A 21,489-nucleotide genomic window follows, 5' to 3' on the forward strand; every position below is an offset into this window, starting at 1 on the left:
ACGCCAAAGGCGGCATCGGCGCCAGCGCCCATTCAAATGACGTGCTCCCCGTTTTCAGGCCGCTGATAAGTTTGCTTCGGTTTCGTTATGCCCCTGGCGGGGGCGGTTGGTAAACACGGCGGGTGCCAACCCGCCAAGGCTGCTGTGCGGGCGCACGGTGTTATAGTCCGTCCGCCATGCCTCGATGATCCGTCTTGCCGCAGCAAGTGAGGGGAACAGGTGCTCGTTCAGGCACTCGTCGCGCAAGCGACCATTGAACGATTCCACATATCCATTCTGCTGCGGCTTTCCGGGTGCGATGTAATGCCACTCGACGCCTGTGTCCTGACACCAGGCCAGAACGGCATGGCTGGTCAGTTTGGTGCCATAGCACATTGGGAAGGGCCGGTTCGGGACCTGCTGTGGCCCTGATGAAGACAAGGCCGCGTAGCGGCCGCAGGCTTCATCCGGGCAAGTCATGGCCGGCCAGCAGGTGTCTAAAGTGAAGTTGTCGAGACAACACTTTGGAGGCCGACCGACCATGACCAAGCTCTGTTCTACACCCGCTGGACTTGTATCGGTTTCGTGCCGGTCACCTATTTCATTAAGCCACCTTGGCTTCGAACGCGAGCGGGCTGATGCCGCCGAGATATGAGTGGCGGCGACGTGTGTTGTAGAAGCCGTTGATGTATTGAAAGATGGCAGCTTCCGCCTGTCGCCGTGTTGGCCAGTTTCGTCGCCAGATGAGTTCTGCTTTCAGGCTTTTGAAAAACGTCTCGACAGAGGCATTGTCGTAGCAATTGCCTTTGCCGCTCATCGAGGGTCGCAGGCCGTAGGCCTGCAATTTCTTCTGATAGTCGTAGGAGCAATACTGACTGCCGCGATCGGAGTGGAACAGGCAGCCTTCAGGTGGCTGACGCAGGCGTACCGCCATATCGAGCGCCCTGATCGCCAGATCCTTCTTCATCCTGTCACTGACAGCCCAACCAACCACACGACGGCTATGCAGGTCGAGAATGACGGCAAGATAGAGCCAGCCTTCTGATGTCCAGATGTAGGTGATGTCGCCCGCCCATTTACGGTTGGGTACGTCGGCGGCAAAGTCACCGTCAAGCCAGTTTGCCGCAACCCCCAGGCGGTGGTTGCTGTCAGTTGTCACCTTGTGTTTGCGCGTACGAACTGGCTTGATCCCGTTGATCTTCATCAGTCGCCCGACCCGGCGCTCGCCAACGTCGAGGCCTGCCTCCTTCAACTCCATCGTCATCCTCGGACGACCATAGCTGCCAAGGCTCAGGCTATACTGTTCCCGGATATGGGCCAGCACCTTCATGTCTGTCCGCTCCCGACGACTGATCGGTCGTGACCGCCAGGAACGATAGCCGCGAGGGCTGACCCGCATCACCCGGCAGATGGTCTCAACAGACCATATATGACGCCAGTTCTCCACGAATGCGAACCTCATGGCCGCTGACTCGCGAAGAACTGCGTGGCCTTCCTAAGAAACAGCCATTTCAGGTGCTGCCGGTAACTCGTGCAAGGCAAAGCCGAACGCCTTGGCGCGACGCTGGAGATTGCCGATTACCCGCGAGCGATAGCGTTCCTCATATTGGGTGGCACCGGGATCATGATACTTCATGCCGTAACGCAGGCTGTTATAAAACAGGACTGCGATTTTGCGCGCCGTCGCGGTCACCGCTTTGGCCTTTCCGGCGCGTGCTGACAGTCTGCGGTAAAAGGCACCAAGGGCAGTGTCGCTACGGCCAATAGTCGTGGCGGCCAAGCGTAACAGCGCCGCAGCTCGACTTGATGACCTACGTGTTTTCGACGAGAGCAGCTTACCTCCCGATATCTTGTTCCCCGGTGCCAGGCATAACCACGATGTAAAATGCTTGGCGCTGGGCCATGCGGCAAGGTCTGTCCCGCATTCACCGACAAGCTTAAGCGCCAATGATGGGCCGATCCCGTGGATCTGTGTCAGGTCGACGCCGAGGACACGGTAAAGCGCCGAACGGACCTCGAAGTCTGGCGTGTTCGGCTGCTTTGTCTTGGTCCGCACCTTGGGTAGGTTTCCGATATCGTGACCTTGTTCGACTGCAAGGTTCTGAAGCGCGATTTCCAGCTTTCGGTCACATTCAACGATTTTGGTCTGATAAAAATCATACAGAGCCAGCGACTGGCAAAGTGCGAAGATGTGCTCATCCCGCCAGTTCCCCGACAACGCTGCACAGATTGTCTCGACGCTGGCGTGACAACGGATATCGCGCATTTCGGCAAGGACGCCGGGTTTGCGTTCTCCCGCGACAATGGCCCTGATAATCCGCATGCCCGTCACACCGGTGATATCAGAGACGACATGGTGGAGCTGTACGTTCATCTCCATCAGCGCTTTTTGCATATGCTGGATATGAGAAGCCGCATATTCGATCAGTCGCTCGCGCTGGCGCAAATAGGCACGTAACGTCGCCACCTCGGCCTCCGGACGGAAGCTGCCGCGTAATAACCCGTAGCTGTGAAGCCGCTGTAACCATGCAGCATCGCTGACATCGGTTTTGCGGCCGGGTACGTTCTTGGCGTAGCGCGCATTGACCAGGATCACGTGAAAACCGTGTCCCTCCAGGATCTCATAGGCCGGGATCCAGTAAACGCCGGTGGATTCCATTGCCACACTCGTGACGCCACATTCTTTGAACCAGCGGGCCATATCGTGCAGGTCGCCGGTGAATGTGCCGAATGCTCGTACCGGTTTATTGTCAGCCTCGGGATTTATGGCCGCCATGTGCATGGTCGAACCGATGTCGATTGCGGCGGCACCAGGGTTGACCATCGACAACGCATCAATGTCTTTGGATTTTGCTTTAGCCATTCCATTTCTCCTTCAAAGCAGAAGGGTATGGGTGATGCTAAACGTCATCTTCCTAACCGGGATCGTCGCAATACGGCGTCACCACTCTCAAGTTCGCAAACACCCACGGGCCACGTTTTTTAACGGGGATCATGCCACCAATAAGCCATCGGCCGCGACCCTTCCGCCAATACAGTAGCACGGCCCGTTTCTACCGCACACAGGCGGGCCCAGCCCGGGACGGTTTTTTAAGATGTCCCGCTCCTCCTTGAGTACGCGGTTCTCGAGGCGCAGACGTTCATTCTCGCGGGCTAAATCTGCCTGCGGCGCTGGCACCAGGTCAGCCGGACGATGCTGTGACAGCCATTTGCCCAGCGTCGACCTGCCGACCCCAGATCCGACGCAATACGGTCACGTGGCAACCCGCTGGTCAGCGCAATACGCACCGCCTCCCGCTTGAACTCTTCGGTATGCTTGATCATCTCGTCGGTCTCCTTGAACGAGTTTTAAACTCTCAAGTGACCGGCGCAAAACCGTTACAAGTCCACGCCGACGCTGTGCTGGTAGCGATCGATATGTCCAAGAACCGGCAAGAGGTCCTCATCGAGCGACCGGAAGGCGGCCGGCGTCGACGTATGACCGTTATGGCCACCAAGGAGGACTATGACGGTTTTGCCGAACAGCTCGCTGCCATCGGTCGCCCCATCGTTGTCGGGTTTGAGGCGACCGGCAACTATCACCGGACCCTCGCGCACCGCCTGCTGACCGCGGGGTTCGAGCTGCGCCTCATTTCATCGGTTGCCTTGGCCCGAACCCGCGAGGCATTGCACAACGGCTGGGACAAGAACGATTCTAAGGACGCGCAGGTCATTCTGCACATGCTCCGCATCGGCGCGACCCAGCGCTATGTCGATCCGCTCGCCGCCGGAATCAACGATCTTCAGGAGCTGTCGAAGACCCACGAGGTTGTCTCCAAGATGAACACACAGACCTGGCATCGGATTCTGACCCATTACCTGCGGCTCTATTTCCCCGAGATTGCGCGCTTCGCCGGCAACATCCGGTCGGACTGGTTCCTGGCACTGATCGAGCGGTTCCCGACCCCATCCAGCATCACTGCGCTTGATCGGGAAGCGTTCTCGGCGGAGGCATGGCCACTGATCGGGCGTAAGGTCTCCAAGGCCCGGCTGATCAACGATCTGTACGAGACCGCCTGCAGTTCTGCGGCGTTGCCGGTGCCCGAGGACTCGGTCGCGATCACCATGTTTCGCATGGTCATCGCGCAAGGTCGCAGCTTCATCCACCAGCGCGACGAGATCGAACAGCTCGCCCATGCCCGGCTCGCAGAGCATGTCGATTACCAACTGCTGCGCAATATTCCCGGCATCGGACCGATCAACGCACTGACGATCCTGGCTGAGGCAGGCGACCTTCGCCGCTTCAGCCATCACCGCCAGTTCCTCAAGTTCTGCGGCCTCGATCTCGCAACCTGCCAGTCCGGCACGTTCCGCGGTCGCACGAAGCTGTCCAAGTACGGTAATGCACGATTGCGTCGTACATTCTGGATGGCCGCCCAGGTCGCCGCGCGTCAGCGCGACAACAGCTTCCGCGACAAGCTCGGACGATATACCGCCGGGCACGCGGACGATGCCGATCGTCGCCGCAAGGCGATGACGGCGCTCACCGCCAAAATGGCGCGCGTGGCTCACGCCGTCATCAAGATGGGGACAGAGTACCGGCCGTTCCTCGAACGGTCGGATGCCAGGTGGAAGGACCCCTCTCTGATGTGCCGTGAGGGCGCGAGAGCGACCCTGTAGATAATGTTCGGGCCTTCCACCTGGGTGCGTATCTCGTTTTAAGGACGGTGAGGACCACGGCTGCTTCGGCACCGCTGGATCCTGTGTTTGCTATGGCAGGGAGCGATCCCGTTGACGGTGGAAGCCATCTGGCTCACAATGCATGCAGCGCCGATGGTTGTCGGCGCATAGATATCTGCTGGCCAAACCTGCCGCTGCTTCCCGACGTAGGACGTTGTCGCTGACCACCGTACACGGCAGTCCGCGACGTTCGGCAATCGTTACCAGTTCACGAACGACCCGCCGAACCCGACAACGATGTGTCGACGATACAGGCCAGACATTCCCGGCTATAGTCGTCGATGACATTGAGCATCCGGAACCGCCGGCCGCAGGCCAATGCATCACTGACAAAGTCGAGGCTCCATCGCTGGTTGGGCTCCTGAGGGATCGCCATTGGTGCCCGCGTGCCGAGCGTTCGCTTTCGCCCGCCGTCTTTGCGCACCGTAAGTCGCTCCTCTCGGTATAATCGATACACCTTCTTCAGGTTCATCCCGCTTCCCTCTCGCTTGAGCAGGACCGCCAGACGTCGATAGCCGAACCGGCGACGCTCGTTGGCGATCTCGCGCATCCGCACACGCACAGCATCGTCCTGCCCGCGCAGCGGCTCATATTGCCATGCCGACCGGTTGACCCCGATCAGCTTGGCAAGGCGCGAGGCCCGGAGAAGCCGTGATCGGCCATCAGCTTCTCCACTGCAGCGTAGCGCTCCGCAGACCGGGTCAGTTTTTTCCGAGCAGATCCTTCAACGCTGACACATCCAGCATCGATTCCGCCAGCAGCTTTTTCAGCCGCCGGTTCTCGTCCTCCAGCGCGCACAACCGCACGACGACGGACACCGTCAGCCCGCCGTATTTCGACTTCCAGTTGTAAAATGTCGCATCGCTGATCCCGTGCGTGCGGCACATGTCGGCCGCTTTTACGCCAGCCTCATGCTCACGTAATACGCCTATGATCTGATCTTCGGTAGATCGGCCTCGCCGCATCACTCGTCTCCATTCGACGAGCTAACTTAACAATGGCATGAATTATTGGGAGCACGTCACAAATTCCGCATTTCAGCATTCGCCAGCCAATTGCGGTTGCAGTATGAAATACCCGTGCGGCGCGGTCGATATCCGTCAGCCTCTAGTCTAGCTCTCAGTCGCTTTCACACTTTCACGAGAGTTACGTGCGGTTGATTTGCCAATCTGTGCATCCACTTGTGGCTTCGTTAACCCGTAAATCGGCTAAATCGATCCCAAATGGAATTACGGTCAAGCTAACGATTTGAAACTTTGCTCGGCAATGTACTCGCCCTTAAGCTCCATCCACCGCATGCACAACGCAAACCCTTTATCTTGAGGGCGCGGAACAAAAAAATGGGGAGGCGATATGTCCAAGAGCTCTTTTACCCGCCGCAGTTTACTGTTGGGCGTTGCAATTATCAGTTTTCCTGCCGTTGCTTTCGGGCAAGATGCACAGCCAAGTGCTGCCGGCGCATCAGCGGGCGATAAGACGGTCGTCGCCCAAGCGAAAGACGTCGGCCTCGAGGATATCATCGTAACTGCACGTCGTCGTTCGGAATCAATGATCAACGTGCCCGTTGCTGTCACGGCGCTGTCCGGCGCCGATGTGGCGCGCTATTCCGCAAACAATATCGACAAAATTACGCAGCTGGCACCGCAGGTCATGACCTCGAAGGGATTTTCCGGCAACGGAGCCTCATTTGCCATTCGCGGCCTGGGATCGGGGCAATCGGACGCCGGCATTGAACAGACAGTCGCTATCAATGTTGATGGGGTACAGATCAGCAGAGGTAGGATTGTCACATCCGCGCAGTTCGATTTGGCGCGGGTTGAAATTTTAAAGGGTCCTCAAGCGCTTTTCTTCGGCAAGAATTCCCCTGCGGGCGTAATTTCCATCACCACCGCGGACCCCACTGATCATTTCGAAGGATATGTTCGGACTGGTTTTGAATTCGCCGCTGATAACAAATATATCGAGGGCGCAATTTCAGGGCCACTGACGAGCACTTTGCAGGGACGGTTCGCATTTCACGCTGCCAAGTCTATCGGTTATCTGAAAGATGTCGCCTTACCGGCGCCAGATCTGGCTGCAGGGCTTGCCGCGTATCCATTTCCTGGGGCGTGGGAGGGCCGACTTGGTGGTGCGACGGAGCTGGCAGGCCGCGGCACTCTGAAATGGGCACCCAGTTCTCGCTTCGATGCCACTGCCAAAGTATTAATTGGTCGCTACAAGTCGGACGATCCTTACAGCGCAGCGCAAGTGTTCTGTGCGCCCGGGGTCGTTCCGACCGGGCTTGGTTTGCCCGATACTCAGGACGATTGCGCTTTCAATAATAAAACCGCGGCCACTGCGCCGCCAACTGCGTTCGTTGCTGATTGGCCTGGCAGTGGATCAAAGCCTTTTCTCGACCAACACACTCTGCTTGGCTCGCTGACCATGAACTACAAGTTCGATAATCTGACGCTAACGAATGTGGCTGGCTATACTCGGCTAACCACCGCATTATTTGCCAACGCCCAAGGTAGTTCAAATGCGCAGATTTATGCCGCAAGTCCTGAGCGCGCCGAGACGTTTTCCAATGAAGTGCGTTTGAATTCTGATTTCGATGCGCCAGTGAACTTTGTAATAGGCGCGTATTATGATCACTCGAAGCGGCGAAGCGAAGGCATTTCCCGCATTGCAGGCTTGGCTCCGGATCCTGCGACGGGCGTATTCTATCAGTTTCACCGAATCGGTGATGTCTCCGGCGATACCTATTCGGCCTTTGGCCAAATTCGTTGGGATATCGTATCCAATTTGGAGTTGGCTGGCGGCGCGCGATACACCAAGGAGAATAAAGACCTAAATATTCGTAACACCTACGTTAATCCGGTGTTTCTGAATTCAACACCGAACGGATTTCGCGCACCTGGAAGCCCGCTAATTGCCTCACAGAAAAGCTCCAACTGGTCGCCAGAGGCGACACTGACTTGGCATCCAATTGAAAATACGACTATTTATGCAGCGTATAAAACGGGCTATAAATCGGGTGGGTTTTCTAATCCGGGGACGTTGCGGAACTTCTATACGTCGGATACAATTCAGTTCGGTCCGGAACGCGCAAAGGGCGGCGAAGTCGGGTTTAAGGGTTACCTTCTTGATCACACATTACGTCTTGAGTTGACCACATATTCTTATAACTTCAAAGGCCTTCAGCTTTCCACTTTTGACGCGCAAACGATTACCTATCAGATCAAGAATGCGGCAGAAGCACGTACGCGCGGCGTCGAAGCCAATATCGATTGGAAGATCAGCAGCGCGCTGACGGTTCGTGGTGCACTGGGCTATAATAAAGCGCGTTATCTCAGCTTTCCGAACGCTACCTGTTACCAGAGGCAAACGACCTTGGGCACCGGTTGCAATATCATTCCGGGAACAACCACGCTTTCTCAGAACCTGGCCGGGAAACCGCTGCCGCGCGCACCGGATCTTTCGCTGAATTTTGGCGGTTCTTATGATGTCCCATTGGGGGACGCCTATATGCTGAGCTTTTCTTCCGATGCCAATTATTCCAGCAAATATTTTACTGAAGATTCGGATGACCCCTATTCCATGCAGAAGGGCTTCTGGCGCGTAAACGGATCGGTTCGCTTTAAGCAGGCAGATGACAAATGGGAGCTCGCGTTGATCGGTCGCAACATCTTTAACCAGCGCTATAAAGCAGTTGTCCTAGACGCGCCGGGGGATCAGCAGGGTCTTACTTTGCAGTCACACCACAAGCGCGCGAAATTGCATTGGAGGCTACAGTTCACTTTTGAACGAAGCTCTCCAACGCTGCAACGATAGGGAATGGACGCGCCGCTAGAGTTCGCGGTAGTGCCCCGGGAGGTCGCGTATGTTTCGCGGGTATGTTTCGCGGGTAGTCATCGGCGAGCTTCGGGTAAGTCTGGGTTGCAACGCTCAACTTAACGGAGACACCGATGACCAAGGACAAGGATCTACACGCACTGGTTGGGAAAACGGCTGACGCCGATTTCGACGCGATATGTTCGGCTTTTCCGTGCAGCGGCTGATGGAACCGGCGGTGGGCGGCCTCACCGGCGCCCTTATGGCGATAAGGACGCCTAGCGCTCCGCCCAGCGTCACGGCTATCGCGATCGGGACTGGGAGACATGGGCTGGTACCGTCGAGCTGCGGATCCCGAAACTGCGTAAGGAACTGATACCCAATCCGGTGAGCTCAGACTCATAATATTCCCAGCAGCCAAGATGGCTGCGCAGACTGAACGAAGATCCCAGTCGTTGGCAATTCCATATGGAATTGGATGACGCCGCTCATCCGTAGCCCTTGTGATTTCGCCGCATTTGAATAGGCAAATCACATAAGTCTGGCCATGTGGAATGAGGACGCGCTTAGTGGTAACCCACAAAAATATCTGCTTGCTACGGTGCCGCGCCTCGTCTTGTGTTGCGAGCTGCCCAAAATGAACACATTGCCGACTTGGCGCTCGTTGCTCTACGTGCCCGTAAACGTGCAGCGGTTTATCGATCGCGCGGTCAGGACCGATGCCGACGCGGTTCAGCTCGATCTCGAGGACAGCATTGCTCCTTCCGAAAAGGACAATGCTCGCGGCGTTGTAAAGAGTGCGGCTGCTTACATTTCAGCCAGTGGTAAGGATGTGATTGTCCGCATCAATCGCCCCCTTGGCTTGGCTGTTCGCGATATTGACGCCAGCATATGTCCAGAGGTTACCGCACTGTCGCTTCCTAAGGTGGAGAGCGCTGATCATGTGCGACTGATCAGCGAAACGATAGCTGAAGCAGAATCACGCGCTGGACTCATCGTCGGATCCATCAGGCTGATCGTGGGAATCGAGACACCGCGGGCGTGGCTTCATATGGAGGAGATTGCATCGGCCGACCCTCGGATCGTGGCGATGTTATTAGGAAGTGAGGATTTCGCCAGTGCGATCGGTATGAGCCCCAGCCCTGAAAACCTGCTAGGTCCGAAGCAGAGTCTCGTGATCGCAGCTGCATCGGCCGGCATTCTGGCGCTCGGCCTTGTCGGAAGCTTCGCCAATTATAAGGATACGGCGGCGTTTCGCGCCATGGTGGAGCGTTCCCGGGCTGTCGGCTTTCGTGGATCGAGCTGCATTCATCCGAGCCAGATTGCAATCTTGAACGAAGGTTTTAGTCCAAGCAAAAAGGAGGTTGATGCCGCGCGACGGGTAGTCGATATGTTCGACCAGGCTCGGTCTGAGGGACACGGAGCATTGGGGGTGGATGGTGCAATGGTAGATCTTCCCGTTATGCAGAGAGCGCGGGCACTGCTGGCCCTCGATGCGCGCGTCCAAGCGCAAAGGGGATCAATGATTTGACCCATCATCGAGTCTTTTTCTTCCAATCACCAGCCAACGCAAAGCGGAAATGACGCCTGCGACAATCAAATCCGCTCAACGCACTTTGAGGATTTTCGAACTGTTTGCTGAGTTGCGCCGCCCGGCGCGGGTCGCCGAACTCTTTCGTCGACTGGATCTTCCCCAGTCAAGCACATCGAAGCTACTGCGTTCCTTCGCAAAACTCGGCTATCTTCAATATGATGGAGAGCAGCGGACATATTATCCGACGCTCCGAATCACCCTGCTCGGCAGTTGGTTGCACGACCAATGGTTTGGGCATGACAGCCTGCTGGCGACAATGGAATCGTTGAGGTCCACACTGGGAACGAGCGTCCTACTTGGCATCCAGAACGACAAGCATGTGCTGTACATGGTTGCGTTGCAGGCGCTCGTTGCTCCACGTCCTGCGCTTTCAATCGGAACGCTGCGACCGATTTGCGTGGCGGCCGCTGGCAAGGCGCTGATGATGGGCAAAACCGACTATGAGATCGGGCTGCTCGTTCGGCGCATTAATTCCGAAGAGCCCGATCCCACTCGATATATCAACCTCGCCGAATTCCTTACTGATATCGAACAATGTCGAACCCGCGGCTATGCGCTTAGCGATGGCGCGGTAATGCCGGGCACCGGCGTGGTTGCAATGCCGCTGCCGCGGTTGCCCGGTCAGCCAGCCATGGTGCTGGGTGTCGGCGCAACGCTCGAGTGGTTGCGTCCGAACCTCAATTCTGTTGTCGACGCACTACGGAATAAGCTGACTGCGCTCGCAGCGGACACGCAGACTCAGCCTTTAACGCCAATGCCGGGAGGATAAAGTCGTTTCGCTGTCGATAGGAATTTCTAAGCCCCGCGCCAAAGCAAAAGTCCGATGGTTGATCTCACCGTTTCGATCACGCCGGTTCCCTGCCAATTATCATGGACGACGTTATGCAGCTTGGAGGGTTCGGCCGTAATTCAACGTTTTGGTAAAGACGGTGTTATCCGCAATCTTATTTTACAGTGCATGCGGAGCATGCAAACGCGGCATTTGATGCCCAGTATGAGCATGACGTCCGGATATGTCATTTGCTTGTCCCACCTGTCCAAAGAAAAGTTTAAGGCAGTTCGATTACTACTTTTCCAAATATGTTGGTTTGCCCATAATAATCGAACGCCTTGTCCGCATCGTCAAATGCTACGACGCTATCGACAATCGGACGGAGCTTCGCCAAGCCTATGGCATTCAACATTTCCCGCATCTCTGCGAGGCTGCCCAACGTAACGCCCTGCAGGCGCACCGCTCGCATCACGATCATCGGCAGGTTCACGGTCGGGTCCGAGGCGGCCAGCACACCGACGCTCAAGATCACCCCTCCACCCCGAATGGCGCGAACCGAATCATTGATCGTCCCCGCGACCTCGACGATCGCGTCCGCCCCTCGGCCATCGGTCAACGCACGTATTTGCTGGGGCCACTCTGCGTCCCCATAATCGATAACGTGATCCGCACCCAATTGCTTCACGCGCTGCAACTTTTCGAGGCTTGACGAGGTGACGACCGTTCTGGCGCCAGCGAGTTTTGCGAACTGCAAGGCAAATATTGACACGCCGCCGGTGCCCTGAATGACGATTGTCTCGCCAGGCCTTACTGCGCCATGCGTAACAACTGCGCTCCAGGCGGTCAGGCCAGCACATGTCAGCGTCCCTGCCTCCACGAAGCTGAGATGGTCCGGCACGTGAAGAATAGTGCTGGCGCGAAACAGCCGATGTGTCGCGAGTGTACCGTCATCAGGGCCACCATACATGATGCGATCGCGATCCGTCCGGAACGGACCGTCCTGCCAACCGGGTAGTCCGTGGTTCACTACACGGTCACCGACCGCGAAGCTTTTCACGCCGATGCCCACGGCAATGACATCTCCGGCTGCGTCGGAACAGGGTATCAGCGGCAATTCTTGCCGGGGGTTATACGCGCCACGGAGTTGCAGCACATCGCGATAATTGAGCGACACTGCCCGAATCGCGACCAGCACTTCGCCTGGCCCCGGACCCGGAATATCGCGCATCGCGCGCCGCAGCGCGCGCGCGCCACCTGGCCCGCCTCCAACAATTTCCCAAACCTGAGCAAGCATCTCGAAGTCCCTTTCAGTCTTGATCCTGCCAATTAATTCGGACTGCAACGCAATATTGGGCTGAACCCGATGGCATTCGCTGACGAATGACTGTCCGCGAGGCATTCAGTTTCTCGCTAATGCTGCTTTCTTCTCCGCGACCGCTGCCGAGTTCCCTCCGCACGAAAACTATATCGGTCGAACGGTGTCCTCTTACCGTTCCCACGATTGGTTTCGTGCGGCCGAAACCGGCGCCGCCGTGTCTTGCCACCACCCAATGAGTAGCGTTGAACTGACCATGCACGACGCTCCACCCCTCATCACGCATTACCGCGATCGAGAGTCTGCTTATCGGTCAACGGTGCAGGTGGCGAAGGGCCACCTTGTCGACTTTGCCGGTAGGCACATGCGGCAGTTCGTCGACGAAGATAACGGTCTTGGGGCATTTATAGCTGGCGATCATTGAACGCGCGAAAGCTATCAGGTCAGCGCCGCTGAACGAGCTGCCGGGACGGCGCACCACTATTGCGCAGACCGTCTCACCCCATTTTTCATCCGGAAGGCCGATGACGGAGGCCTCTTGAACCTCGGGGTGGGAGATAAGCGCGCTTTCAACCTCCGGGCTGTAGATATTCTCGCCACCAGAGATGATCATGTCCTTCATGCGGTCAACGACGTACAAGAAGTTGTCCTTCCCGATGTAGCCGATGTCGCCGGTATGCAGCCAGCCGTCGCGGATTGCGTCAAGTGTCGCAGCATGGTTATTCCAGTAACCGTCCATGACTTGATCACCCCGCAAACAAATTTCGCCATGGCCGCAAGGGGGTAGTTCCTCACCGTCATCGCCGATTATGCGCATTTCGGTGTGCATGAGAGGCTGACCAACTGAGCCGACGCGCTTGAGTGCTTCCTCGTTGCCTTCAAGTACAAGATATTGACGACGTAAAACCGTGTTGCCACCCTCGGTTTGGCCATATCCGTTGGAAAAGACGGGGCCAAAGGCCGAAATTGCGCGGCGCAAAAGCGGCACCGGCATCGCTGAACCGAACGAGATAACCGACTGCAGGGTTGATAGATCATACCGATCAAATGTGTGCAGCTCCAACATGAGTTGCAGCATGCTTGGCACGAGCGCTGAGATCGCTATCTTGTCATTCTGGATCGAAGCCAAGGCGGCTTCGGGATCAAAACTGCGATGGATGACAAGACGACCGCCGCGCAGCATCTGCGCAAGATAGATTGATCGTGCACCCTGATGGAACAGTGGCATGATGATGAGCGCCGCCGTTCCGATCGCGCTGCCATGTTCGATTGCTTGCGTCAGCCCCAGGGAGATTGGCTGCTTATGCCGGCACAACACGCCTTTAGGCCGTCCGGTGGTGCCGCTGGTGTAGATGATGCTGACGAAATCGTTGGCGGTTGCACGAAATGGCGGACCAGCGGGATCGCCGCTGGCTACATAGCTTTCGTAGTCGACCGCCCATGGCGGTTTCTCTTTCCCGATGCAGATGAACTGGGTTATTGTTTTACAGCGCGTACGCAATTCATCAACCAAATCAGCATAACCCGACTCAAAAATCAGCACGGATGGCTGTGAGTCATTCAGTATCCATTCGACTTCTGGCCCGGCGAGGCGAAAATTCACCAAGACGAGAATGAAGCCACAAACTTCTGCAAGGCCATAGGCTTCGACATATTCGGATCCATTCATCGCCAATATTGCGACGCGATCCTGCTTTCTGGCACCACCCCGATAGCAAGCGCTACCGAGCTGACGCACTCGCGCGGCGAAGCTCGCGAAAGTGACATCGCGTCCGTCACAGCTGATGAATATCTCATCGGGAAGATTTTTGGCATTCCGCTCGATGGCGTCACCCAGATTGTCGATCAAACTCATTTCGCTCCCCATCGCCGACACTCAGCGATCACCGCTGATGACCTGACCGGCCGTTTTGCAGGGTCCTATGCTCAGCTTTTCTAAAGTTAATGCCGAGTTGCCTAGGACACCCGATTCAACGCGGCATCTACATCGTCCATGAGTTCAGCCAACCCGTAAAACCAATCCTTCATAATAGATATCGAATCATTCCATGGCGAATGCCCTGCGGCACAACCGTGGCTACGGTTGCGCGAGGTCACCAACTTCACTCTAAGTGCAGGCGGTAGCGATAAGGCGAACGAACCATGAGTTGTCGAATCCGCCACCAACAGGGAATGGAGAATTACGTGCAATTCCTTTTAACTCTCGCGCGCGGCGCATCGCATTATCGCGTGGCGACGATACTCAATATGAGGGCCGCGAAAAGCAGCTCAAGGACCGCATGATGGCCGGAGGAGCTCTTGAGGGGATTCGCGTCGTTGACCTGACCAGTGTGGTCGTGGGTCCGGTGGCGACAATGTTTCTCGCTGATTATGGCGCCGACGTGATAAAAGTTGAAGCACCGGGTGGCGATTTGCTTCGCAAGCTCGGCGGCGCTTCGAAAAGCGGCCAACTCTCACCTAAGTTTCTCCACTTCAATCGCAACAAGCGCTCTATAGTGCTTGATCTCAAGCAGGCGGAGTCGATGGCTGCGCTCAGGAGATTGCTCGAAACCGCCGATGTCTGCGTAAGCAACATGCGGCCAAAGGCGATGGCGAAGCTGGGTCTCAGCATTGAGGGATTGCGAGAAATCAATCCAGCGATGATTTATTGCGGCCTTGTTGGATTCGGACAAGGTGGACGATATCGATCCAAGCCCGCCTATGACGGCATTATTCAAGGTGCTGGCGGCTTGACGGCAATTTTCGAAAAATCGGACGGCGAACCTCGCTTCGTGCCGATGACGATCGCCGATCACACCGTCGGTTTGATCGCCTCTCAGATGATCACATTGGCGCTCTATAAGCGTCAGATGACCGGCGCGTCCGACGCGATCGAAGTGCCAATGTTCGAGAATATGGCGGCATTCGTGCTATCCGAGCATATGGGGCAACTGAGCTTCGACCCTCCCCGCGGCGAACCCGGCGACTTACGTGTTCTCGACGCCGGGGCAAAGCCAGTTGCTACAAAGGATGGCCATATTTGCATTTCGGCCAATACTGATGCGCAGGCCTTTGCCATGTTTCGCGCCATCGGGCAGCCAGACCTGTGCGTAGATGCCAGGTTCAACTCGGTAAAAGCGCGTTATGATAACGTCAGCGCATATTTCGCACTGCGAGAATCGGCTCTGCTCAACAAGACGACCTCGGAATGGATTGAAATATTCGACGAGGCCGATGTTCCCGCAGGCCCAAGCCATACGCTCGAATCCCTTTTCCATGACGAACACTTGAACGATGTTGGGCTGTTTCAGACGCGGATTCATCCAACCGAAGGCGGTATCGTCGACATCACACTACCGAATAAATCGCAAGCATTGGCCCGCACAAATTATATGCTGCCACCATTACAGGGTGAACACACCCGTGAAATACTAACGGAATTGGGTTATACTGCTGCCGATATCGACAGCACGTTCGTGTCAGGCTCAGTTGCGGAACCTTACGCGCCAGTCACCAAAGACACGCTCAAGCACGCTTAGCCAGGAGAACATGATGCCATTGAAGCAAAGAGTGGCGGCGCTTACAGGCTCAGCGAACGGCATCGGTCGCGCTGCAGCGGTAAGGCTGGCGAGTGACGGCGCCAATGTTGCCTTGCTAGACAGGGATGCGGATGGCCTCGGCGAAACCGAACGGCTCATTGTCCAAAGCGGCGGACGCGTAATGACGCTGGTCGGCGACCTTACCGATGCGACCTTCGTCCAGGGCGCATTTGCACGTATCGCCGGCGAACTTGGGCCAGTGGACATCTTGTTGAATAATGTTGGCCAAAGCGCACGCGAAAAGGCGTCCGAGTTCTGGTGCTCCGAGCCCGCGCTCTGGGACTTCATGATCGACATCTCTTTGAAGACAACGATGCTGTGCTCGCATCAGGTGGTCGGCAGCATGCGTGAGCGTAAGCGCGGTCGCATCATTAATATCTCTTCAGAATCCGCATATATCGGCAGCAAGAATGCGACGGCCTATGCCGCTGCAAAGGCCGGCGTAATTGGATTTACGCGCTCTCTAGCCCGCGAACTGGCGCCGTTTCATGTTGGTGTAAACGCGGTGGCGCCGGGGTATACACGCACACAGGCACTCGATCGACTACCGCAGGAAATCGTGCAAAAGGCCATCGCCGAAATCCCGCTTGGTTTCGTCGGCGAGCCGGAAGACATCGCACATGCGATCGCGTTCTTTGCAAGCGATGAGAGTCGCTATATTACTGGGCAGACGTTGCTCGTGAACGGTGGTCGCTGGGCGAATTAAGCTGCGAACCAGCAGCCGACTAAGCAGCGGTATGGCATTGCTGCAGCTGTTGACAATGAGCTCCCAAGGTCTCCGCGATATCAAACCAACGTGGCGATTGCTATGCGGCCATTGCGGGCAAAATGATATTTGAGCACATTGCTGCCGTCGACCGACAAGGGACCGCAATGGACTAACCTCGCTTCGAGGGAATTCGGCTGGGTTTGTCGTCTGCCTAATGATATCGCCGTGGAGGTCGGTTCTGTCATCGACCCCGCAGTGCACTCGACGAACGTCCATTCGGTCATTCTCGTGGCTGAATCGAAACGCCGCATTCTATCTAGAATTAATCCGCGCGCCGGTTGCCTTTTTGGCCCGATATTACGAGAGTTTTGGTAGCGGCGCTTGTGAACTTAGGGATGCAGTTTTTTTCGCTCAGGCTCGATCGATCTCGCCGATTGCCGAGGTTTAAGTGGCGATGGTGCCTGATCACGGCCGGAACATTAGAGACTAATCCGGTTCGTATAAACCGCATGAGAGATAATAAATGAGTGAAGAGTGGAAAAGCTGATGCAAGCCGCCGACAAGCCAAGCACTGATCCTGTTTCGCCGGATTTCGACGTCGTCATCGTGGGGGCGGGCATCGGGGGCCTTTACTCTCTGTATAAGCTTCGCAGCCTCGGCTTTCGGGTCCATTGCGTGGAAGCCGCGGAAAGTGTCGGCGGAACTTGGTATTGGAACCGTTATCCCGGTGCTCGCTGCGACATTGAGAGCTTGCAGTACTCCTATTCTTTCGACGAGAAACTGCAGCAGGAATGGGAGTGGAGCGAGCGTTTCGCCGCACAGCCGGAAATCCTCCGCTATCTGGATCATGTCGCCGACCGGTTCGACCTGAAGCGCAATATCAGTTTCAACACATGGGTTGCGGGAGCCGATTTCGACGAGGCCGGCCACTTCTGGTCCGTGAAGATCAACAACGGCAGTACAATCAGCGCACGCTTCTGCATCATGGCGACCGGCGCCCTGTCGGCCCCACGGAAGGGTATGTTTGAAGGCGAAGATCGCTTCAAGGGCGAAATATATCACACAGCACTTTGGCCGCACACCAATCCAGATCTTACGGGCAAGCGCGTCGGCATCATCGGCACCAGTGCATCGGGCACCCAGGCCGTGCCGCATCTCGCACGGCAGGCAAGCCATTTGACCGTCTACCAGCGCACCGCGAATTTCAGCATTCCCTCCCGGATTGGGCCCGTCGATCCGGCCGAAGTTGCGGAACAGAAGGCGAATTATTCCGCCATTCGCGCCGAACAGCGCCGTTCGACAACCGGCGCGGTTTTCGAATTGCCGCATTGCGGCGCACTTGAAGTCGATGAGAAAGAGCGCGAAGCCATTTATGAACGGCGCTGGACGATCGGCGGTTTGAGCTTCCTTCGCAGTTTCAATGATCTGTTCACCAACGATGAGGCCAATGCGACCGCGGTGGCGTTCGTGCACAATAAGCTTCGTGAAAAGGTCAAGGACCAAGAAACCGCCGAGAAGCTCCTACCGCGTTCGCACGCCATCGGAGCGCGCCGGATCTGTACTGACTACGGCTATTACGAGGCCTTTAATCGCGACAATGTCAGCTTGGTCGATATTCTCGCCGATCCGATCGTCCAAATCACCGAGAAGGGCATCCGGACTGAGAGTGGCGAGATTGAACTTGATGTAATCGTCATGGCGACCGGATTCAACACGATGGTCGGCGCGCTGACCCAGATCGACATTCGCGGACGCGGCGGAGAGTTACTGCGCGACAAATGGCAGGATGGTCCTAAATCCTATCTTGGCATGGTCATGGCTGGATTTCCGAATCTGCTTACCCAGGCGGGACCGCTAACGCCGGGGACGTTGGGCATGTTCTATATGCTCAACGAGCAGCAGGGTAACTGGATTGCCGATCTGCTCGTACATATGCGTGACAATGATATCATTGAGGTCGAGGCAACGAGCGAAGCAGAAGTAGAATGGGTGCAACATATCCAAGATATTGCCAAGCATACGCTGCATTATAAAACGCCTGAATCTTCTTATTTCTTCTATGGGACGGACGGCAACCGAGTCTTTCTCGTCTTCATAGGTGGCTTCAACGTCTACAGCGATATTTGTAAAAAGGTCGCGGGCGAGGATTACAAGGGTCTCATTATGCGGGCTGCAGGCGGCGTCAATCAGGGCCAAGCCCCCTCTCCGCTCTTCCGCGAGAGCGATGGTAGCAAAGTGGCCACGGTATTCGAATAGCCGACGGACAAACCAAGATTAAATCGGAGTTTCGTACGGGTTCGTGGCAGGCAGCCGCAGGAGGTCGGTCCGGTGCCATCATTCCGGGTGCTGCATTGTTTTGTTTAAGGTCGATCTCGCTACTGCGTTCGAATGTCAATTTTCATAACGAGTTCACCCGCGGGATTAAGCGCCCAGAACAAGCCACCCTCGGTGTCAGCCACGCCGTACAGCGATGCCGTCTGATCCTCGAACAATGGTCTGACTGCCCGGACGTTGTAGCTCGAGACGGACTTACCGAGCCGTTGCCGAGCCATTTCCAATAGCAGCAAGGTTGTCAAACCGCCATTGGCGACCATAGCTGGGTAGCCCTCGACCTCGGTGGCATACGTCCGGTCATAGTGTATTCTATGCCCGTTGAAGGTTAGCGCCGAATAACGAAACAGTGCCACCGGATTGGCAATAAAACTACCCTTCCACGCGGGTTCGGGCAACTTTTCGGGAGCCTTGTCGACCGCGGACCGGTTGATCGGCTGCTCTGGACCAAGGTAAACGACTTGCTGATGTTCAGTCATGGCCAATCCAGCCGGTCCGTTAATCTCGTGACGAATGGTAACGAACACCATCGGGCCGTTACGCCCCTCCTTTGGCGTGACTTCGGTAATCGTGGATCTCCTTTCGACGGGATCCCCGATGCGTAGCGGCTTGACGAGTTCGACCGAGCGACCAGCGAATCGACGCCTCGGCAGCGCTATGGGCGGCAAGAAATCGCCGCGCAAGGGATGGCCATCCTCGCCTATGTCACTTTGCCGAGCTACGCCGGGGAACAGGACCGCGGTCCATGGAAACGGTAATTCATCACCGCGTTTAAGTTCGTCGAAGTCCAGGTCGAGCAGCGCCCCCAAGCGACGACACAGCGGGAGCGAGACCTCGTCCTGCTCGATGCGAACACGATCGGAATAGTCGACAATATCCAAACCTTGGGCCTCGTTATTCACCTCCCAGGACCGGGAGCAGTATTGTTCTTATTAGGCGCACAATTGCATCAGCAGAAAGCCCGAGAAGCCAGCCAGCACCCCAACCGAGAGCTTATTCCAAACGGAATGCCTGCGCCCTTGTGCGCCGTCGCCTTGCCCAACGGTCGGTAAATGGTCCACATCAGACTGAATTGGGGCAGAGGTTCCGACGTGTTTGGAGGTTTGGAGGTCAATGCCCGGGTTTGACGACAATGCCCCCTCGCCGGCCTGCGCGTAATCGACATCGCGACCTTGCTGGCGGGGCCGTTGATCGCAACGCACCTTGGCGATTTTGGCGCCGACGTCATTAAGGTCGAACATCCCTCAGGGGACGCGTTGCGGCATACGGGTTTCCGAAAGGATGGCGTGCCGCTCTGGTGGAAGGTCGGCGGACGCAACAAGCGGAGCATCACGCTCGACATCAAGCGCGGACCCGATGTGCTCAAGAAGCTGGTCAAGGATGCTGACGTGCTCATCGAGAGCTTCCGGCCGGGCACGCTTGAGAAATGGGGCGTCGGATGGGAAGAACTGTCCGCTATCAATCCGCGGTTGATCATGGTGCGAGTCACGGGTTTCGGTCAGACTGGACCTTATCGCAACCGCCCAGGCTTTGGAACACTTGCCGAAGCCATGAGCGGGTTCGCGCATATAACGGGCGAACCCCAAGCCTCACCAACGCTACCGCCGTTCGGTCTCGCCGACGGCGTCGCGGCACAATATGGTGCCTTCGCGACGATGTTTGCTCTCTATGAGCGCGACGCGAAGGGCAGCGGCAAGGGTCAGTTCATCGACTTGGCAATCTACGAGCCGCTGTTCGCGTTGCTCGGCTACCAGCCCACGCTTTATGACCAATTGGGAATCGTTCAAGGCCGCACCGGCAACCGGTCGCAGAACAACGCACCGCGCAATACATACAAGACGCGCGACGGGCGCTGGGTCGCGCTGTCGGCATCGACGCCCTCGATCGCGGATCGGGTGCTCCGGTTGGCCGGCGGCGATGCCTTCGCCGCGGATCCCCGCTTCGCCACTGCGGCGGGCCGGGTAGCGGCCATCGATGAGATCGACCGGGTGGTCGGCGGATGGATCGCGGCCCGCGATCTGACTGAGGTCATTCGCATCTTCGAGGAATACGAGGGCGCGATCGCTCCCGTCTACGACATTGCCCAGATCTTCGAAGATCCGCAGTATGCCGAACGATCGGACATCATAGCCGTCAACGATACCGAATTGGGCAGCATCAAGATGCAGAACGTCTTTCCGCGGCTGTCGCGCACGCCTGGCAAGGTTCGGCATACAGGCCCACGAGTGGGCGAACATAATGAAGAAGTATACCGCGAACTGGGACTCGACGCCGACCAGATCGCGCTCTTGCACGAAGGGAATATCATATGAGCGATGCCCCCAAGGATCGGTATCTGTTCGTGGTCCTGACCAATCCGGTCGAAGGGCAGGAGGAGATATATAATGATTGGTACACCAATCAGCATTTGCCTGACCTGCTACGAATTCCCGGTTTTATGGCCGCGCAACGTTTCGAGCTGACAGAGACGCAACGACTTATCCAATTCCCCCATCCCTATCGCTATGCGGCGATTTACGAGCTCGAGACCGATGATCTTGCAGCAACCTGCGATTTGATGGGCCAGGCGTCAGCCGAAGGCATGATGACCTCGACACCGTCGATTGCGCACGAGCGGATCGGATCAATCTATGCTCCCATTACCGACCGCGTGACCGCGGCGGGCTTCGAGTAAGCGCG

Annotated in this window: 13 protein-coding genes and 6 pseudogenes; 10 read left to right on the forward strand and 9 right to left on the reverse strand. The window is 56.7% G+C overall.

The features are described from left to right. Window positions 1–54: 54 nt before the first annotated feature. The 4 genes and pseudogenes from D3Y57_RS01960 to D3Y57_RS01975 all read right to left on the reverse strand — a co-directional run. Window positions 55–366 (reverse strand): annotated as a pseudogene (locus tag D3Y57_RS01960) (integrase core domain-containing protein); the annotation flags it as partial. A 217-nt stretch (window positions 367–583) separates the two neighbouring features. Continuing rightward, window positions 584–1,474: pseudogene (locus D3Y57_RS01965) on the reverse strand (IS3 family transposase); the annotation flags it as partial. Then, window positions 1,475–2,842, reverse strand: a complete 1,368-nt coding sequence (locus D3Y57_RS01970; RefSeq protein WP_121150870.1) for an IS110 family RNA-guided transposase — start codon at window positions 2,840–2,842, stop codon at window positions 1,475–1,477. It lies immediately after the preceding pseudogene. Window positions 2,843–3,067: 225 nt separating this feature from the next. Then, window positions 3,068–3,303: pseudogene (locus tag D3Y57_RS01975) on the reverse strand (transposase); the annotation flags it as partial. A 93-nt stretch (window positions 3,304–3,396) separates the two neighbouring features. Here D3Y57_RS01975 and D3Y57_RS01980 point away from each other — a divergent pair. Then, window positions 3,397–4,606, forward strand: a pseudogene (locus D3Y57_RS01980) (IS110 family RNA-guided transposase). Between the two features lie 245 nt (window positions 4,607–4,851). Here the strand turns inward: D3Y57_RS01980 and D3Y57_RS20625 are convergent. Then, a pseudogene (locus D3Y57_RS20625) lies at window positions 4,852–5,663 on the reverse strand (IS3 family transposase); the annotation flags it as partial. Window positions 5,664–6,051: 388 nt separating this feature from the next. On the opposite strand from D3Y57_RS20625, the gene D3Y57_RS01995 reads away from it, so the two are divergent. From D3Y57_RS01995 to D3Y57_RS02010, 4 genes and pseudogenes are all read left to right on the forward strand, one after another. Continuing rightward, entirely contained in the window at window positions 6,052–8,511 is a 2,460-nt protein-coding gene (locus D3Y57_RS01995; RefSeq protein WP_121150876.1) for a TonB-dependent receptor, read from the forward strand. Window positions 8,512–8,645: 134 nt separating this feature from the next. Then, a pseudogene (locus D3Y57_RS20630) lies at window positions 8,646–8,880 on the forward strand (transposase); the annotation flags it as partial. A gap of 268 nt (window positions 8,881–9,148) precedes the next feature. Beyond that, the gene (locus tag D3Y57_RS02005; RefSeq protein WP_162986887.1) at window positions 9,149–10,042 is read left to right on the forward strand and encodes an HpcH/HpaI aldolase/citrate lyase family protein; all 894 of its coding nucleotides are present in this window, start codon (window positions 9,149–9,151) and stop codon (window positions 10,040–10,042) included. A 49-nt stretch (window positions 10,043–10,091) separates the two neighbouring features. Further along, window positions 10,092–10,874 carry an IclR family transcriptional regulator gene (locus tag D3Y57_RS02010; protein ID WP_121150880.1) on the forward strand — a complete coding sequence of 261 codons (783 nt, stop codon included), beginning with the start codon at window positions 10,092–10,094 and terminating at the stop codon, window positions 10,872–10,874. Window positions 10,875–11,154: 280 nt separating this feature from the next. Here D3Y57_RS02010 and D3Y57_RS02015 read toward each other — a convergent pair whose 3' ends face one another. Both D3Y57_RS02015 and D3Y57_RS02020 read right to left on the reverse strand, forming a co-directional pair. Next, entirely contained in the window at window positions 11,155–12,171 is a 1,017-nt protein-coding gene (locus tag D3Y57_RS02015; protein WP_121152061.1) for a zinc-dependent alcohol dehydrogenase family protein, read from the reverse strand. Between the two features lie 334 nt (window positions 12,172–12,505). Then, on the reverse strand, window positions 12,506–14,047 hold the full coding sequence (locus D3Y57_RS02020; RefSeq protein WP_162986888.1) for an AMP-binding protein: 1,542 nt from the start codon (window positions 14,045–14,047) through the stop codon (window positions 12,506–12,508). Between the two features lie 292 nt (window positions 14,048–14,339). Here D3Y57_RS02020 and D3Y57_RS02025 point away from each other — a divergent pair, with 292 nt between their 5' ends. The 3 genes from D3Y57_RS02025 to D3Y57_RS02035 all read left to right on the forward strand — a co-directional run bounded on the left by D3Y57_RS02025 (window position 14,340) and on the right by D3Y57_RS02035 (window position 18,735). Further along, a complete protein-coding gene (locus D3Y57_RS02025; RefSeq protein WP_239025791.1) occupies window positions 14,340–15,710 on the forward strand; it encodes a CaiB/BaiF CoA transferase family protein in 1,371 nt (456 codons plus the stop codon). Between the two features lie 10 nt (window positions 15,711–15,720). Then, window positions 15,721–16,476, forward strand: a complete 756-nt coding sequence (locus D3Y57_RS02030) for an SDR family NAD(P)-dependent oxidoreductase (RefSeq protein ID WP_121150884.1) — start codon at window positions 15,721–15,723, stop codon at window positions 16,474–16,476. A 537-nt stretch (window positions 16,477–17,013) separates the two neighbouring features. Next, window positions 17,014–18,735 (forward strand): flavin-containing monooxygenase, encoded by a 1,722-nt coding sequence (locus D3Y57_RS02035; RefSeq protein ID WP_239025792.1) that lies wholly within the window; start codon window positions 17,014–17,016, stop codon window positions 18,733–18,735. 119 nt (window positions 18,736–18,854) lie between these two features. Here D3Y57_RS02035 and D3Y57_RS02040 read toward each other — a convergent pair whose 3' ends face one another. After that, the gene (locus tag D3Y57_RS02040; protein WP_162986889.1) at window positions 18,855–19,691 is read right to left on the reverse strand and encodes an HTD2 family dehydratase; all 837 of its coding nucleotides are present in this window, start codon (window positions 19,689–19,691) and stop codon (window positions 18,855–18,857) included. Between the two features lie 51 nt (window positions 19,692–19,742). Continuing rightward, window positions 19,743–20,051, reverse strand: coding sequence for a hypothetical protein (locus D3Y57_RS19990; RefSeq protein ID WP_162986890.1), 309 nt, complete (start codon window positions 20,049–20,051; stop codon window positions 19,743–19,745). Here D3Y57_RS19990 and D3Y57_RS02045 point away from each other — a divergent pair. Both D3Y57_RS02045 and D3Y57_RS02050 read left to right on the forward strand, forming a co-directional pair. After that, on the forward strand, window positions 19,998–21,122 hold the full coding sequence (locus D3Y57_RS02045) for a CaiB/BaiF CoA transferase family protein (protein ID WP_347400369.1): 1,125 nt from the start codon (window positions 19,998–20,000) through the stop codon (window positions 21,120–21,122). The two genes, D3Y57_RS19990 and D3Y57_RS02045, sit on opposite strands and share 54 nt — an antisense overlap. Further along, on the forward strand, window positions 21,119–21,484 hold the full coding sequence (locus D3Y57_RS02050) for a DUF4286 family protein (RefSeq protein ID WP_121150890.1): 366 nt from the start codon (window positions 21,119–21,121) through the stop codon (window positions 21,482–21,484). Before D3Y57_RS02045 ends, D3Y57_RS02050 begins: the two co-directional genes overlap by 4 nt. Window positions 21,485–21,489 lie beyond the last annotated feature (5 nt).

The organism is Sphingomonas paeninsulae (assembly GCF_003660165.1).
Classification (GTDB): Bacteria; Pseudomonadota; Alphaproteobacteria; order Sphingomonadales; family Sphingomonadaceae; genus Sphingomonas_O; species Sphingomonas_O paeninsulae.

Coding starts and splice junctions, on each gene's coding strand:
- D3Y57_RS19990 (WP_162986890.1), bottom strand. CDS start 20,051: ATGTTCGACCTTAATGACGTCGGCGCCAAAATCGCCAAGGTGCGTTGC.
- D3Y57_RS02050 (WP_121150890.1), top strand. CDS start 21,119: ATGAGCGATGCCCCCAAGGATCGGTATCTGTTCGTGGTCCTGACCAAT.
- D3Y57_RS02005 (WP_162986887.1), top strand. CDS start 9,149: ATGAACACATTGCCGACTTGGCGCTCGTTGCTCTACGTGCCCGTAAAC.
- D3Y57_RS02015 (WP_121152061.1), bottom strand. CDS start 12,171: ATGCTTGCTCAGGTTTGGGAAATTGTTGGAGGCGGGCCAGGTGGCGCG.
- D3Y57_RS02030 (WP_121150884.1), top strand. CDS start 15,721: ATGATGCCATTGAAGCAAAGAGTGGCGGCGCTTACAGGCTCAGCGAAC.
- D3Y57_RS02010 (WP_121150880.1), top strand. CDS start 10,092: ATGACGCCTGCGACAATCAAATCCGCTCAACGCACTTTGAGGATTTTC.
- D3Y57_RS02020 (WP_162986888.1), bottom strand. CDS start 14,047: ATGAGTTTGATCGACAATCTGGGTGACGCCATCGAGCGGAATGCCAAA.
- D3Y57_RS01995 (WP_121150876.1), top strand. CDS start 6,052: ATGTCCAAGAGCTCTTTTACCCGCCGCAGTTTACTGTTGGGCGTTGCA.
- D3Y57_RS01970 (WP_121150870.1), bottom strand. CDS start 2,842: ATGGCTAAAGCAAAATCCAAAGACATTGATGCGTTGTCGATGGTCAAC.